We start from the raw sequence: 13,827 nt of genomic DNA, 5'->3' as shown, positions 1-13,827 counted from the left end.
CTACCCCGCGTGAGCAGCCTTCGCTCCACCAACACCTCGAAGGCTTATTGGGAGCTCAAGGCCGAGCAGGTGATGGATCGGGTGTTCCATCCGTCACCTCCGCAAGCGAGCAAAGAGAGAAGTGAGCTGCAGGAGGCGATCGAAGTCGACGTCCGCGAAGCCACGCCAACCCAGGCGAGCCGTCCGACCCCAACGGCGCGCTTCCAAAGCCTGCACTCCAAGCAGTGGCTCTTCGCCGCACTGCTCCTCTGCGCCCTGGGTGGCGGTGTGGGGCTCTGGCAGGGCTGGAACACGGCGCAACGGCAACTCCGGCTCGAGCGCAACGCTCGGCTGCTGAGCGACCTGCGCAACCTCAAGACCAGCGAAAAACCCACCTCCAGCGACTCCCTACCGCCGCCGCCAGTGGAGGAAGCCTGGATCGCGCAACTGCCACCGCTGCCCGCGGTTCCAGCCCCGCCTGAGATCGCGGCCACTTCGCCGCAGCCCGTCCTACCCGAACTCGTCGGCGTGGTCCAAATCCCCGGCCAGCGGGGGTCGGCCATTTTTCAGCAGGGAACGAGCTCTAGCAACGCCCTCGTCGGGGAACAGATCGGCAGCAGCGGCTGGCGGCTGATCTCGATCCAAAGCGATGGCGCTCTGATCGAACGCAATGGCATGCGCCGGCGCGTCAGCATCGGAGCAGGTCTTTGAAGCCCAGATCCTGAGCAGCCCGCATCAAGTCAATGAGCTCTGGCCCTCACCCCGGCCCCTCTGGCAAGCCACCCCGGAGGCGGTGGCCGCTGGAAGCTGCGGCGATGCCACCAGCGATGGCCCTCAACTCAGTGGGCCCTGGCGCCTCCTGCTCCTGGGGGATGGCAGTCCCACCCGGCACCTGCAGTCACTGACAGGGCAGCCCGTTCAGGTGGAAGTGATCGCCATGCAGGCGGATCAACAGGTGGAGCAGGAAGCCCCCCAAGAGGTCGAAGAGCTCGAGCCCCCCTTGCTGCGGCGCCAGGTCTGGCTGCGCTGCGGCCCCCTCACCCTGGCCTGGGCCGAGAGCTGGTGGAACCAACAGCAAGCGGACCACCACCTGCAGGCGCGCAATCAACCCATCTGGACCAGCCTCACCGCCAACCGCGCCGAGCTCTACCGCGAGGTCGATGGCCTAGCCCGCGTTCAAGCGCCTTGGCTGGAGGAGGGGTTTGGGATTCCTGGCCCCTATTGGAGCCGGCACTACCGCTTTTTCCGCGGGGGCCGGGAGTTGACGGTGATCCGCGAGGTGTTCTCACCACTCCTGGAGCGCTGGCTCGGCCCCGCCGAACACAAAACTCCATAACATTTTCTTGCAGGTGTTACGAGTTGAGCCAAAAAAGGATTGACAGCTTGCGGGGAAATGTGCTCCCGGGATGATTGACCTACAGCAAGTGATGGTCATGACCGTGATTCCCCTCAGGCGCCGCTCCAGGAGACGGCCCCACACCAGCACCAGCCCACCTCAGCTCACACTGGTGGAGCAATGGGCATCCCTGCTGGAACTCCTCTGGGACGGCTGCGCTTCAATCAGCACCAGTGCCGAGCAAATGGCCGAGGACCTGCCCCGCGATCTGATCGGGCCGGTGAACGCCCAACTCCGACAGCAGGGCTGCGCCTTTCAAGTCCAGAAGCAGCAAACCCGAACCCCCCGCTCCAAGCACCAGGTTCAGCGCACCCGCCGCCGGGTTGAACGAGGCAGCGACCTACCGAGGCCTGCATCAAACGGCTGAGGGTCCACCACCTCAACGGAACGCTCAGGCATCCGCGGGCTGGCCTCACGCTTCCAGCGATTCAGCGTGAAGTTCTCGTCTTCAGGCCAAGCGTCAGGATCGACGGGTTCCTGCGCTGGAGCGGGAACTGGTGCCGTGGGCTGCGGCTCCATGCGCACTGGAGCAGGGGCCGAAGTCGGCCGCATGGAGCGGCCCCGCCGGGAAATTGCATCCAAGGGCTGCCGGCGTCGTTGGGGCGCTGAGGGCTCCTCCCAGGACTCCCGCCAGCCGTCGTCATCCTCCAGCAGCCAATCGATCTTGTCTTCCACCCAGCGACCCACCTGATCCAGACGAAGGCTGGAGGAGCGGCGAGCGCCCGGACGGGCACCGGAAACGCCATCAACTAACTGACGACCAGCCGAGACCCATTGGTCCATCCGCTGGTCCAATCCCCGCTCGGTACGCCGCTCACCACGGCGGTAGGCCGGGCGCTCAGGCCGCTCAGAGGACCAGTCGTCGTAGGAGTCGGGCATCTAATCAGGCTAGTGAGGCCTACCCCCGTCCCAGGCGACGGGCACGCAGCCAGCGTTCACGCCCCAGTCCCACCAGGGCGATCGAGACGCCACTCAGCTGCCAAACCCAAAGAACCGTGGCCATGGGCGGAACTTAGGCGGCGGAGCGCTCAAAGACCAGCTGAAAACGGGCACTCCAACGCCCCCCTTCAAAGCGATCGCAGCACTGCCGGCAGGCAACCCCCTGGCGGCGGCGGCGGTAGGGGGACTGCAGACCGCAGCCGGGGCATCGCGCGAGCCACTTCGCTGGTTGCGCCGGCACCGGAAAGCTATGGCGCACGCTGACTTGAAATGCCTGCTGAGCCCCGTTGATCGCCGCCATCCGCGCGCGGAAATGGGGGCCGTGCACCTCATCGGCCCGCACCACCCGATGAATCCAGGCGTGAATCATTTCGTGGCAAAGCGTGCTGAGGCACGCCTCTAGCGGCAGCGGTTCCAGCAACGGGCGCGAGAGGACGATCTCACTAATGCCCGGTCCATAGCGATAGAGCCCTGCGCTACGGCGCATCCGCCCATCGCTCCAACGCACGCTCACCAGGCTGGTCCCATCGGCGCTGGCCAAGGAACCCTCGAAGTGCTCGCGGTTGAGGCGGTGGTAGAGCGGCAGCAGAGGGGCCAGGGGCACGCCGAAGGAGCTGGACGGCTGCGCCGCATTCTGACGGGCCCGTCAGTCAGACTCATGGGCCGCATGTACTCGTCCCGGGCGCGATGGACCTCAATACGGCCCTGATCTCTCAGATCGGAACCAAAGCCCTGTTGGCTGGCGCCGGGGCCCTGCTCCTCTACTGGACCATCACCGCCGTGAAGCTGGTGCTGGAAGCCCGGGGGATCAATCCGGTGATCAAGCAGTTCTTCACCCAGGTGGCCTCTGGTCGGATTGACGCCGCCTACCTGCTGACCACCAAGAACTACCGCTCCCACGTGAATCGGCAGCAGTTCATTCGCTTCCTGGCGGGACTGCAGCTGAACAAGTACCGCAACCTCAAGTCCGGTCGTCCCCGGATCCAGGAAGACCAGATCACCTTGACCGTGAAGCTCAAGGCCGAAGACAACGCCGAGCTTCCCCTGGACTTCACCTTCGTCAAGGTCGAGGACGACTGGAAGGTCGATCGGATTCAAAAAATGGCCGCCGCCTGATCACGCCCTGCCGTGAGCAGCACCACCAGCGAGCCCCAGGCACGCGCGAGCGAACTGCGCGCCCTGCTCAACCAAGCCGCGCACGCCTACTACGTGCTCGACGCCCCCGTGATGGAGGACTCGGTCTACGACCGGCTCTATCGCGAGCTCCTGGAGCTTGAGAACGCCGATCCCAGCCTGATTGCCGTCGATAGCCCCACCCAACGGGTCGGGGGTGCACCAGCGGCGGGCTTCAGCAGCGTTCGCCACAGGATTGGACTGCTCAGCCTGGACAACGCCTTCAACACCACAGAGCTCGAGGCCTGGTACGGCCGCTTGCTGAAGGTGCTCGATCGTGAGCCGGGCACCGCGCTGCCGATGGTCGGTGAACTGAAGATCGACGGCAATGCCCTGGCCCTCAGCTACGAGAACGGGGTGCTGGTGCGGGCCGCCACCCGCGGCGACGGCGAGCAAGGGGAAGAGATCACCGCCAATGTCCGCACGATCGCCTCGGTCCCGCTGCGGTTGCAGCTGGAGAACCCACCGGCCTGGCTCGAGGTCCGCGGCGAAGCCCTGATCCCCGATGGCACCTTCGCGGCCATCAACAACGAGCGTCAGGCCCGCGGCGAAGCCCTCTTCGCCAACCCCCGCAACGCCTGTGCCGGCACCCTGCGGCAGCTGGACCCCAAGGTGGTCGCCGCGCGCAAGCTCGACTTCTTCGCCTACACCCTGCACCTTCCCCAGGACTGGAGTGAAGGGCCCGCCAGCCAGTGGGACGCGCTGGAGTGGCTCAAACAAGCGGGCTTCAAGGTCAATCCCAACGCCGCCCTCCTGCCGGATCTAGACGCGGTCGAAGCGTTCTTTGAGCACTGGGACGACGGCCGCCGCCAGCTGAACTACGCCACCGATGGCGTCGTCGTGAAACTCAACGACCTCAAGCTGCAGGACAGCGCTGGCTTCACCCAGAAGGCTCCCCGCTGGGCCATCGCCCTGAAGTACCCCGCCGAGGAAGCCCCCAGCAAACTGCTGCGGCTCAGCTGCCAAGTGGGACGAACAGGGGTCATCACCCCAGTGGCCGAATTTGAACCCGTGCCCCTGGCCGGCACCAGCGTCAGTCGGGCCACCCTGCACAACGCCGATCGACTGGTGGAGCTCGATCTCCACGCCGGCGACACGATCGTCGTGCGTAAGGCCGGCGAAATCATTCCGGAGGTGGTCCGAGTCCTGCCGGAGCTGCGCCCAGCCGCAGCCAAACGATTGGAGCTCCCCCACACCTGCCCGGAATGCGGTTCCGAGCTCGTCCGCGAAGAAGGGGAAGCCGCCACCCGCTGCGTCAACAGCAGCTGTCCCGCCATCCTGCGCGGCGCCCTGCGCCATTGGGTCAGCAAAGGCGCCCTCGATGTCGATGGCCTGGGCAGCAAATTGATTGAACAACTGGTGGACCGGGGCCTGGTGGGCTCCATCGCCGACCTCTACCGGCTCGACGGGGCCCTGCTCTGCAGCCTGGAGCGCATGGGCAGCAAGAGCGCCGAGAACCTCGTGGCCGCCCTGGCGCAGTCCAAGCAACAGCCGTGGCACCGCCAGCTCTATGGCCTGGGCATTCACCATGTGGGCGAGGTCAACGCCAAAGCCCTGGCCAAGGCCTTCCCCAGTGCTGCGGACCTGGCCACCGCCGCGACGGAGACCCCCGAAGCGATTACCGCCGTCTACGGCGTCGGCGGCGAGATCGCCCAAAGCCTGCAGCAGTGGTTCTCCACCGGCGCCAACCAGGAGCTGCTAACGGCCCTCGAGCGCCTGGGCTTCAGCCTGGCCAGCGCTGAAGAGGAGCAGCCTGAGCAGAGCGGTCCCGCCCCATTGACCGGCCAGACCTTCGTGCTCACCGGCACCCTGCCCAGCCTCAGCCGCTCCCAGGCCCAGGCCCTGATCGAGGCCGCCGGCGGCAAGGTGACCAGCTCGGTCAGCAAAAAAACCAGTTATGTCGTGGCGGGCGAGGAAGCCGGCAGCAAGCTGAGCAAAGCCGAGAGCCTGGGAATCCCCGTGCTCGACGAAGCGAACCTCCAAGCCCTACTGGTCCGATGAACAGCCAGCAGCCACCCGCGATCTACCGCTGGATCAAGACTGAGTGCGGCCGGGCCAAGTACGCCGATTTAGCCCAGCGCCCCGGCACCCTCGCCAAGCTGCGGCTGGGCTGGTTCGTGCTGATTGCGGCGCTGCGCGACTGGCGGCTGCCGGATCAATCCGACGGCTGAGCGGCCTTTAAGGCCCGCTGGGCGGCGCGGCCCACGAGCCAGACCGAGGCCACCGTGGCGGCGATCCCCACCACCCGCAGGGCCCAGGTCAAGGGATCGGCCTCACCGCTGAGCACCTCGCCAAAGCGGGCCACATCGCCAGCGAGGGCCCCCAAGCCGCAGAACAGGATCGTGCCAGGAATGATCCCGATCAGACCAATCGTGTAGTCGCGCAGGCTCACCTCGCTCAGGCCATAGGCCAGGTTGAGCAAGGAGAAGGGGAACGCTGGCGAGAGGCGGGTGAGCAGCACCAGCTTCAAGCCCTCTCGGCTGACCGCCTGCTCAACAGCCTGCAGCTTGGGGAACGCCTCAAGCCGGCGCAGCGCCCAATCGCGCAGCCAGGTCCGTCCCAGCAGAAAGGCCGCTTCGGCCCCCAGGCAGGCCCCGACAAAGACGATCAGGCTGCCCCACCAGGTCCCGTACAAGGCGCCGGCCAGCATCGAAGCCCAGACCCCCGGCAGCAGCAGCGTCACCCAAATCCCATAGAGGGGAATGAACAGCAGCGCCCCAGCAGGGGACTGAAGAACCGGAAGCCAGCTCTGCCAATCCATCAACCCAGGTCGGCCAGGCGCTTGCGGGCCAGCTCCGCCTGGGCTTCCGCTTCCGCCAAGTTGGCCTGGCACTCCGCCACCACCTCAGGGGGGGCCTTGGAGGCGAAATTGGGGTTCGAGAGGCGACCCGAGAGCCCCTTGATCTCCTTCTCCGCCTTGGCGATGTCCTTCTCCAGGCGACCCCGCAGCGCCTCGAGATCCACCAGGCCATCGATCGGCAGCAACACCTGAAGCTCACCGCTCACGCCGGCCAGGGCTTTGGCGGCGGGATTGGCCTCAGCGGCGGCGGGGTCCAGCACCTCCACCTGCTCCGCGCGGGTCAAGGCCGTGATGTCCGCGGTGGCGGCACTCAGCACCGAGGCCAAGGCCCTGCGACCGGTCACGAACCGCACTGGGACGCTCTGGCTGGGCTTTAGACCCGCCACCGCCCGCAGGTTGCGAACCACGCGGATCGCCTCAATCAGGTCGGCGAAGGACGCCTCCAGGTCGTCGTCCAGGGCGGAGACGTCGAGAGTGGGCCAGGGCTGCAGGGCCAGGAACGTCTCCTCGGGCTCGCCGTTGAGGCCATGCCAGAGCTCCTCGCTGAGGTGGGGCATCAGGGGATGCAGCATCACCAGCAATTCATTCAGGGCCTTGGCCAGCACCTGCCGGGCCGTGCGTTGATCCGCCAGAGCTTCAGCACTGGGGTTCTCGCCGGGGTTCAGGCGGCGCTTGATCAGCTCGACGTACCAGTCGCAGACCTCGTTCCAGGCGAATTCATAGAGCCCCTTCGCCGCCTCCCCGAGGCCATAGCTGCCGTAGCGCTCAGCGCTATCGCGGTTCACCCGGGCCAGCCGCGACAGGATCCAACGGTCCGCCAGCTGCAGGGCCGCAGGGTCAGGCTCACCCAGGCTCGCGGGGGTCTCGCCGCCCAGGTTCATCAGGGCGAAGCGGGTGACGTTCCAGAGCTTGTTGGCGAAGTTGCGCGAGGCCTCGACCGTGGCGGAGGTGTCTGACTTGCGGTCGTAGTCCAGGCGAATGTCCTGGCCAGCGCCGGCCACCTCACGCACCAAGGCAAAGCGCAGGGCATCGGCGCCGTAGCGGTCGATCAGCAGCAGCGGGTCGATGCCATTGCCCGCCGACTTGCTCATCTTGCGGTTGTTCTCATCCCGCACCAGGCCGTGGATGTAGACGTCCTGGAACGGCATTCGCCCCGTGAAGGCGCCGGCCATCATCGTCATCCGGGCCACCCAGAAAAAGATGATGTCGAAACCCGTCACCAGCACGCTGGTGGGGTACCAGCGCTGCAGATCCGCCGCCTCGGCATGGGGCCAACCCATGGTGGAGAAGGGCCATAGACCGCTGGAGAACCAGGTGTCGAGGGCGTCGGGGTCCTGCTCCAGGGCGGCACCGGCACCGAATTGGGCTTCGGCTTTGCGCTGGGCCTCGCCTTCATCACGGGCCACGACATAGGGCGTGCTGTCGGTGATCACGCCGCCGGTCTCGCTGACGACAAACCAGGCGGGAATGCGGTGGCCCCACCAGAGCTGGCGGGAGATGCACCAATCGCGAATGTCCGTGAGCCAATCGCGGTAGACCTTGCTCCAGCGCTCTGGCACAAAACGTGGATCGGCCTGATCCAACGCCTCGCGGCAGCGGGCCGCCAAGGGCTCGGTTTTGACGAACCACTGGGTCGAGAGCAGCGGCTCCACGGGCACCTTGCCCCGGTCGGAGAAGGGAACGCTGTGGCGGTAGTCCTCCACCTTCACCAGGAAGCCCTCCTCCTCCATGGCCGCCACCACGGCCTTGCGGGCTTCAAAGCGATCGAGTCCTTGGAAGCGACCGGCGGCCTCATTCATCGAGCCGTCCTTCGCCATCACTGTGATCAGCGGCAGGTTGTGGCGCTGACCGATCGCGAAGTCGTTGGGGTCGTGGGCGGGGGTGACTTTGACGCAGCCCGTCCCGAACTCCGCATCGACGTGGTCGTCGGCCACGATCGGAATCTCCCGGCCCACCAGCGGCAGGTTCAGGGTCTGGCCCACCAGCTCGCCATAACGCGGATCCTTGGGATTCACCGCCACCCCGGTGTCACCCAAGAGGGTTTCCGGGCGGGTCGTGGCCACCTCCAGGAAGCCCTTGCCGCTGCTCAGGGGATAGCGGAAATGCCAGAGGTGACCATCCACCTCCTTCATCTCCACCTCCAGATCGCTCACGGCGGATCCAGACGCGGGGCACCAATTCACCAGGTATTCACCCCGGTAGATCAAGCCCTGCTCATGCAGGCGATTAAAGGCTTCGATCACCGCTTCGCTGCAGCCGGCGTCGAGGGTGAAGCGCTCACGGCGCCAGTCGACTGAGTAGCCGAGGCGACGCAGCTGGCCGACGATCGTGCCGCCGCTCTGGGCCTTCCATTCCCAGGCCTTCTCCAGGAAGGCCTCACGGCCGAGGTCTTCCTTGCGCTTGCCGTCCGCCTTGAGCTGCTTCTCCAGGATCGTCTGCACGGCGATCGAGGCGTGGTCGGTGCCGGGCAGGCACAGGACGTTCTTGCCCTGCAACCGCTGGAAGCGGACGATCGTGTCGATCAGGGCCGTGTTGAACGCGTGGCCCATGTGCAGGCTGCCGGTCACGTTCGGCGGTGGGATCACCACCGAAAACGGCTCACCGGGGGCCTTCGGGTCGGGGTGAAACGCGCCTTGGGTTTCCCAGGCCTGCTGCCAGCGCGCCTCGGTACCCACCGGGTCATAGGTCTTGGACAGAGCCTCCGCAGCGGTGGCAGGAGCAGCGGCGGTGGCCTCGGTCACGGGAGCAGATCAGGCAATTCACCCATGCTCGCAAAGGGCCGCCGGGGACTCACCCCGCCGCCAGGCGCTTGAGATAGGCCTCCCGGCTACCGGCGTTAATCCAACCGGTGGCGATGGTTTTGCTCTCGCTCTGATTCACCCGGCCGCGGTGGATGTGGGAGGGCCCTGCGGGGAAGAGCACGAGTTTGCCGCGCTGGGCCTCCTCGTGGTGCCCCTGCCAGTGGAACTCGGTGCCGGCTTCCTCGACGCTGTTGCAATAAAGAATCCAGGCCATGACGCGGTGCACCGGCTCGGTGGCCTCATCGCTGATGGTCCAATCGCAGTGCCAGCGCTTGAAGCCCTCACCGGGGGCATAGCGCTGCAGGTTGAAGATCGGATTAACGAAGAGCTCTTGATCCGGGCAGCAATCGCGAAACAGGGGGCGCTCCTGCAGATAGCGCTCCAAGGCAGCCGTGACCCCGCGCAGGATCACCTCCGCCAGGGCAAAGGCTTCGGGGTCAGAGCGGTCGATGGCGACCAGGCTGATGTCGGTCGAGACCTTGGCGGGCTCAGTCCCATCGGGCCCAAAGGCCACTCCAGGACGCCGCAGGTCCTCGCGGCGCTCGAAAAAGGCCATCACCCCATCGGAGAGGGCTTCAAAACCAGGGTTGCTGTACCGGGCGATCAGGTCCATCAGGCCGACTCCAACCAGGGGATGGCCACCAGGGCATCAAGGCGCTGCCAGCGCTCCCGCTCCGGCGGGAGACGCTCGCTCAAACCGACCCGCTCCAGCGCGCGCCTGATTCGATCGGGGTCAAGCACCTCATCAGCGGGGCCTTGGGGCAGGACCAGCACCTGCTGCTCGGCGGGATCGGCCATCAACTGCAGCTCCAGATCCCCCAGCTCCCGCTCAAAGAAGACCCGGCGCATCCGAGCGGTCTGGACCGCACCGATGGCCTCAGCGAAGGTCTTCAGACCCGCCTCATCGCCACTGCAACCGCAGTTCAGGGCCAACCAGATCAGCAATTTCGCCCAGCTCTCACGACTCCAGAGGGGCGGGAAGCTCTCGCGGTTTTGGCGCACCAACTCCGCCAGGGCGAAATCCACCAAGGTCGCCTGCAGGGCCAGCGGGTCAGGAGATGCAGTTGTCATGACATCCATCCTCCCCATCAGTGTGCAGACTGCGGTCCAGTGAACGCCGAGCCATGGCCCTCGACTTCAACGATGCCGATCTGGAGTTTTCCGATCTGGTGTACGCCTACCAGAGCTGGGTGATGGCCGTCATCAATGACGAAAAGCTTGGCGGCGACAAGCTTTTGACCGACGAGATCACCGACGACGCCCTCAGCGCCATGCGCTTCCTCCCCGGCGAGGTGACCGCTGCGATCGAAACCAGCCTGGCCCGCGTCTATGACGTGGATCCCGACGAACTCGCCGCGCTGCTCTTCCCTGAAGACTGAGCCTCGGGGCCATGGCCTCGGACTACGTCCTCGGAACCCATCAGAGCGAACTGGAGCGCCTGCACTTTCAGCACGCGCTCTGGTTACCCATCAGCCAAGCGGCCTGGACGCGGGCAGGCCTCAGAGCCGGGCAACGGCTGCTCGATTTGGGCGCCGGCCCTGGCTTTGCGGCCGCCGATCTCGCCGCCTGCGTGGGCCCCAGTGGACGGGTCCTGGGCCTGGAGCTCAGCGGGGACTACGTCGCAGAGGCCCAAGAACTAGCGCAGCGGGGCGGCCTGGCCCAGCTGGAGTTCCGCCAACACGACCTGTTGAAGGATCCCTGGCCGGACGAGCCATTCGATCTGGCCTGGTGCCGGTGGCTAGCGATGTTTCTGCCGGACCTTGAGCCCCTGCTGACGGGGCTTGAGCAGTGCCTTCCAGCGGGCTCCCAGGTGCTCTTCCACGAATACGTCCACTGGGACACCTTCGCCCTCCATCCAGGGGCGGAGGCGGTGGCCCGCTTCGGCCAGGCCTGTCAGCAGAGCTTCCGCGCAGCCGGCGGAGACCCGGACGTGAACCGCAAGTTGCCGTCCTTGCTCGCCGCTCGGGGCTGGCAAATCGAAGAGCTTTTGCCTCTGCCGGTACTGGGTCGCCAGGGATCCATGGCGGCCCAGTGGATGGAGCGCTTTGTCGCGGTCTACGGGCTGCAGCTGCAACGGCTGGGGCTCTGGAGCGCAGCGGATCAAGCCGAAACGCTCGCGCAGATTCAGGCTGCCGCGTCCGACCCCGGCAGTTTTTGGGTCGGACCCACGGTGCTGGAGCTGCGGGCGAGACGATTGGGGGCGTAGTGCTCCGCCCCGCCGTGCCCTGGACCGCCGCTGAGATTCCCGATCAACGGGGGCGGACCGCCCTGATCACCGGTGCCAACAGCGGCCTGGGCCTCGAGAGCGCCAGGGCCCTCGCCACCAAAGGCGCCACCGTGCTGCTGGCCTGCCGCAGCCTGGAGAAAGCCACCACCACCGCCTCAGCCCTGCAGGCGGAAACCGGCGCTGAGTTGATCCCCCTGGAACTGGACCTGGCGGATCTGGGCAGTGTGCAGCGGGCCGCCGCCCAGGTGCAGAGTCTCGATCTGCTGCTGAACAACGCTGGGGTGATGGCACCGCCCCGGACCCTGAGCCGCCAGGGATTTGAGTTGCAATTCGCGGTGAACCACCTGGGCCACGTTGCCTTGACCCAGGCCTTGCTTCCCCTGCTGAAGCAGAGCCCTGCCGGCCGAGTGGTGCATGTGAGCTCCGGGGCGGCCTATTTCGGCCGCATCCAGTTCGAGGATCTCCAAGGGGAGAAGCGCTACAGGCCCTGGGATGCCTACGGCCAAAGCAAGCTCGCCAACGCCATGACGGCCCTAGAGCTGCAGCGCCAGCTGGAGCAGGAAGGCTCCAGCGTGCAGTCGCTCGTGGCACACCCGGGGCTGGCCCGCACCAACCTGCAGCCCACCTCCGTGGCCTCAAAAAACGCCAAGGTTGAGGGGCTGGCCTACCGCCTGATGGACCCGCTCTTCCAAAGCGCCGCCATGGGTGCCCTGCCCCAGCTCTATGCCGCCACGGCCCCGGAGGCCAAGGCGGGGGTGTTCTACGGACCAGGGGGCTTCGGGAACCTGCGGGGCTACCCAACGAGCTGCCGCATGCCCCCGCAAGCGCTGGATCCTGAGGCCTGCGCCCGCCTCAGGGAGGTCAGTGCAGCACTGATAGGGTCGGCCGAAGCGGGCAGTTCCCGGTAGGGAACGCCAGACGACAGCCACCGCAGGTCCTATGAATTTCGCCCTCAAAGAATGGTGGGGCAAACCCCATCGGGACATCCTCTCGGGCCTGGTGGTGGCCTTCGCGATGATCCCCGAGGCCATCGCCTTCTCCGGCATCGCCGGCGTTGATCCGCGGGTCGGCCTGTTTGGCGCCTTCATGCTCTCGGTGACCCTGGCAGTCGTCGGTGGGCGCTCCGCCATGATCACTTCGGCGACGGGCTCCACCGCCCTGCTGATGACCGGGCTGGTGGAACAGGGCAACGCCCTCGGAGAAGGGATGGGGCTGCAGTACCTGCTGGCAGCGGGGGTTCTGACAGGCGTCCTGCAGATCGCCTGGGGCTATCTGCGCCTGGCCCATCAGATGCGCTTCGTGCCCCAGCCGGTGATGGCGGGCTTTGTGAACGCCCTGGCGATTCTGATCTTCCTGGCACAGCTTCCCCAGCTGGGGCTCGATTTCTTCCACCCCGAAAAGGTGGCGGTCACCTCAGCTCAACTGCCAGCGGTCTGGGGTCTGATGGCCCTAACCCTGGTGATCATTTATGTGTTGCCGCGCTTCACCAAGGTCGTCCCCTCGGCCCTGGTGGCGATCTTCATCTCGACCGGCATCTCCATTCGCATGGGCCTTGACGTGCCCACGGTGAGCAGCCTCGGCACCCTGCCGGCCGGCCTCCCCCAATTCGGCCTACCTCAGGTTCCCTTCACCACGGGCACCCTGGGCTTGATCCTGCCAACGGCCCTGGCCATCTCCCTGGTGGGCCTGATGGAGACCTTCCTGACCCAGGACATCCTCGACGACCTCACCGACAGCAGCACCCACAAAAACCAGGAGGCCCGCGGCCAAGGCATCGGCAACATCGTCAGCTCCCTCTTCGGCGGCATGGCCGGTTGCGCCTTGGTGGGCCAATCGGTGATGAACGTGGGCTATGGCGGCCGCACCCGCCTCTCCACCCTCACCTCGGGCGTCAGCCTGCTGGCGATGATCCTGCTGGCCAGCCAGTGGGTGAATCAGATCCCCATGGCCACCCTGGTGGGGGTGATGGTGATGATCGCCATCAACACCGCGAACTGGGATTCGATCCGCAGCATCCGCCGCATCCCCAAGAGCGACACCTCCGTGATGTTGCTGACGGTGGTCGTCACCGTGCTGACCCACAACCTGGCGGTGGGCCTGCTCTCCGGTGTGGCCCTGGCTGGAATTCTCTTCAGCCGCAAGGTGGCCAAGGTGATCGAGGTGAGCAGCGAGCTCAGCGGCAGCGATCACCGGATTTATCGCGTCCGCGGCCAGCTGTTCTTCGTCAGCAGCATCTATTTCCGCCAGGGCTTTGAACTGCACGAGCACCCTGCTCGCGTCACCATCGACATGGGCGAAGCCCACATCTGGGATCAAAGCGGCGTGACCGCCCTTGACCAGGTGATCCGCAAGCTCAAGCTTGGCGGCAGTGATGTTGAGGTTGTGAACCTCAATCAAGAGAGCACGAACCTGTTCGCACGCATCGGCGTGGCAGAAGAGGCCGGCGGCCGCGGAGGTGAGCTGTCGTCAGCCCACTAACGGCCTTGATGCCCGGTGCCGGGTTCGAACCAGC

16 protein-coding genes are annotated in these 13,827 nt (G+C 66.2%); 10 read left to right on the top strand and 6 right to left on the bottom strand.

Annotated elements, in window-relative coordinates; translation table 11 throughout:
• The first annotated feature begins 9 nt into the window (after window positions 1-9).
• The 3 genes from MY494_RS09300 (at window position 10) to MY494_RS09290 (ending at window position 1,742) form a co-directional block, all read left to right on the top strand.
• Window positions 10-690, top strand: coding sequence for a hypothetical protein (locus MY494_RS09300; protein ID WP_247909972.1), 681 nt, complete (start codon window positions 10-12; stop codon window positions 688-690).
• Window positions 650-1,315, top strand: coding sequence for a chorismate lyase (locus MY494_RS09295; RefSeq protein ID WP_256463406.1), 666 nt, complete (start codon window positions 650-652; stop codon window positions 1,313-1,315). The genes MY494_RS09300 and MY494_RS09295 overlap by 41 nt, the downstream gene beginning before the upstream one ends.
• 70 nt (window positions 1,316-1,385) lie before the next feature.
• Entirely contained in the window at window positions 1,386-1,742 is a 357-nt protein-coding gene (locus tag MY494_RS09290) for a hypothetical protein (RefSeq protein WP_247909971.1), read from the top strand.
• On the opposite strand, the gene MY494_RS09285 is transcribed toward MY494_RS09290, so the two are convergent.
• On the bottom strand, window positions 1,679-2,254 hold the full coding sequence (locus tag MY494_RS09285) for a hypothetical protein (RefSeq protein ID WP_247909970.1): 576 nt from the start codon (window positions 2,252-2,254) through the stop codon (window positions 1,679-1,681). The genes MY494_RS09290 and MY494_RS09285 overlap by 64 nt on opposite strands.
• Window positions 2,255-2,387: 133 nt before the next feature.
• The gene (locus tag MY494_RS09280; RefSeq protein WP_247909969.1) at window positions 2,388-2,918 is read right to left on the bottom strand and encodes a SprT family zinc-dependent metalloprotease; all 531 of its coding nucleotides are present in this window, start codon (window positions 2,916-2,918) and stop codon (window positions 2,388-2,390) included.
• 83 nt (window positions 2,919-3,001) lie between these two features.
• Here MY494_RS09280 and MY494_RS09275 point away from each other — a divergent pair, with 83 nt between their 5' ends.
• From MY494_RS09275 to MY494_RS09265, 3 genes are read left to right on the top strand one after another with little or no spacing between them, the layout of a single operon-like run.
• The gene (locus MY494_RS09275) at window positions 3,002-3,430 is read left to right on the top strand and encodes a DUF4864 domain-containing protein (protein ID WP_247909968.1); all 429 of its coding nucleotides are present in this window, start codon (window positions 3,002-3,004) and stop codon (window positions 3,428-3,430) included.
• A 12-nt stretch (window positions 3,431-3,442) separates the two neighbouring features.
• Window positions 3,443-5,488 carry an NAD-dependent DNA ligase LigA gene (ligA, locus tag MY494_RS09270; protein WP_247909967.1) on the top strand — a complete coding sequence of 682 codons (2,046 nt, stop codon included), beginning with the start codon at window positions 3,443-3,445 and terminating at the stop codon, window positions 5,486-5,488.
• The gene (locus MY494_RS09265; protein WP_247909966.1) at window positions 5,485-5,658 is read left to right on the top strand and encodes a hypothetical protein; all 174 of its coding nucleotides are present in this window, start codon (window positions 5,485-5,487) and stop codon (window positions 5,656-5,658) included. The genes ligA and MY494_RS09265 overlap by 4 nt, the downstream gene beginning before the upstream one ends.
• Here MY494_RS09265 and MY494_RS09260 read toward each other — a convergent pair.
• The 4 genes from MY494_RS09260 to MY494_RS09245 are packed head-to-tail and all read right to left on the bottom strand — an operon-like array spanning window position 5,643 to window position 10,159.
• Window positions 5,643-6,248, bottom strand: a complete 606-nt coding sequence (locus MY494_RS09260; RefSeq protein WP_247909965.1) for a TVP38/TMEM64 family protein — start codon at window positions 6,246-6,248, stop codon at window positions 5,643-5,645. The genes MY494_RS09265 and MY494_RS09260 overlap by 16 nt on opposite strands.
• Window positions 6,248-9,028, bottom strand: coding sequence for a valine--tRNA ligase (locus MY494_RS09255; protein WP_247909964.1), 2,781 nt, complete (start codon window positions 9,026-9,028; stop codon window positions 6,248-6,250). The genes MY494_RS09260 and MY494_RS09255 overlap by 1 nt, the downstream gene beginning before the upstream one ends.
• 49 nt (window positions 9,029-9,077) lie before the next feature.
• The gene (locus MY494_RS09250) at window positions 9,078-9,701 is read right to left on the bottom strand and encodes a 2OG-Fe(II) oxygenase (RefSeq protein WP_247909963.1); all 624 of its coding nucleotides are present in this window, start codon (window positions 9,699-9,701) and stop codon (window positions 9,078-9,080) included.
• Window positions 9,701-10,159 carry a protein phosphatase gene (locus MY494_RS09245; protein ID WP_247909962.1) on the bottom strand — a complete coding sequence of 153 codons (459 nt, stop codon included), beginning with the start codon at window positions 10,157-10,159 and terminating at the stop codon, window positions 9,701-9,703. Before MY494_RS09245 ends, MY494_RS09250 begins: the two co-directional genes overlap by 1 nt.
• Before the next feature lie 53 nt (window positions 10,160-10,212).
• Here MY494_RS09245 and MY494_RS09240 point away from each other — a divergent pair, with 53 nt between their 5' ends.
• From MY494_RS09240 to MY494_RS09225, 4 genes are read left to right on the top strand one after another with little or no spacing between them, the layout of a single operon-like run.
• On the top strand, window positions 10,213-10,467 hold the full coding sequence (locus MY494_RS09240; RefSeq protein ID WP_247909961.1) for a hypothetical protein: 255 nt from the start codon (window positions 10,213-10,215) through the stop codon (window positions 10,465-10,467).
• An 11-nt stretch (window positions 10,468-10,478) separates the two neighbouring features.
• Entirely contained in the window at window positions 10,479-11,294 is an 816-nt protein-coding gene (locus MY494_RS09235) for a methyltransferase domain-containing protein (RefSeq protein WP_247909960.1), read from the top strand.
• 14 nt (window positions 11,295-11,308) lie between these two features.
• A complete protein-coding gene (locus tag MY494_RS09230) occupies window positions 11,309-12,223 on the top strand; it encodes an oxidoreductase (RefSeq protein WP_247912009.1) in 915 nt (304 codons plus the stop codon).
• A 31-nt stretch (window positions 12,224-12,254) separates the two neighbouring features.
• A complete protein-coding gene (locus MY494_RS09225; RefSeq protein WP_247909959.1) occupies window positions 12,255-13,793 on the top strand; it encodes a SulP family inorganic anion transporter in 1,539 nt (512 codons plus the stop codon).
• Window positions 13,794-13,827: the final 34 nt, after the last annotated feature.

Origin of the sequence: Synechococcus sp. A10-1-5-1 (assembly GCF_023115425.1) — a bacterium.
Lineage (GTDB): Bacteria > Cyanobacteriota > Cyanobacteriia > PCC-6307 > Cyanobiaceae > Vulcanococcus.
The sequence above is the reverse complement of the archived record's forward strand: the minus strand, read 5'-3'. Positions and strand labels throughout refer to the sequence as shown.

Coding starts and splice junctions, on each gene's coding strand:
- MY494_RS09295 (WP_256463406.1), top strand. CDS start 650: ATGGCATGCGCCGGCGCGTCAGCATCGGAGCAGGTCTTTGAAGCCCAG.
- MY494_RS09290 (WP_247909971.1), top strand. CDS start 1,386: ATGATTGACCTACAGCAAGTGATGGTCATGACCGTGATTCCCCTCAGG.
- MY494_RS09285 (WP_247909970.1), bottom strand. CDS start 2,254: ATGCCCGACTCCTACGACGACTGGTCCTCTGAGCGGCCTGAGCGCCCG.
- MY494_RS09275 (WP_247909968.1), top strand. CDS start 3,002: ATGGACCTCAATACGGCCCTGATCTCTCAGATCGGAACCAAAGCCCTG.
- MY494_RS09265 (WP_247909966.1), top strand. CDS start 5,485: ATGAACAGCCAGCAGCCACCCGCGATCTACCGCTGGATCAAGACTGAG.
- MY494_RS09260 (WP_247909965.1), bottom strand. CDS start 6,248: ATGGATTGGCAGAGCTGGCTTCCGGTTCTTCAGTCCCCTGCTGGGGCG.
- MY494_RS09250 (WP_247909963.1), bottom strand. CDS start 9,701: ATGGACCTGATCGCCCGGTACAGCAACCCTGGTTTTGAAGCCCTCTCC.
- MY494_RS09245 (WP_247909962.1), bottom strand. CDS start 10,159: ATGACAACTGCATCTCCTGACCCGCTGGCCCTGCAGGCGACCTTGGTG.
- MY494_RS09240 (WP_247909961.1), top strand. CDS start 10,213: ATGGCCCTCGACTTCAACGATGCCGATCTGGAGTTTTCCGATCTGGTG.
- MY494_RS09235 (WP_247909960.1), top strand. CDS start 10,479: ATGGCCTCGGACTACGTCCTCGGAACCCATCAGAGCGAACTGGAGCGC.
- MY494_RS09225 (WP_247909959.1), top strand. CDS start 12,255: ATGAATTTCGCCCTCAAAGAATGGTGGGGCAAACCCCATCGGGACATC.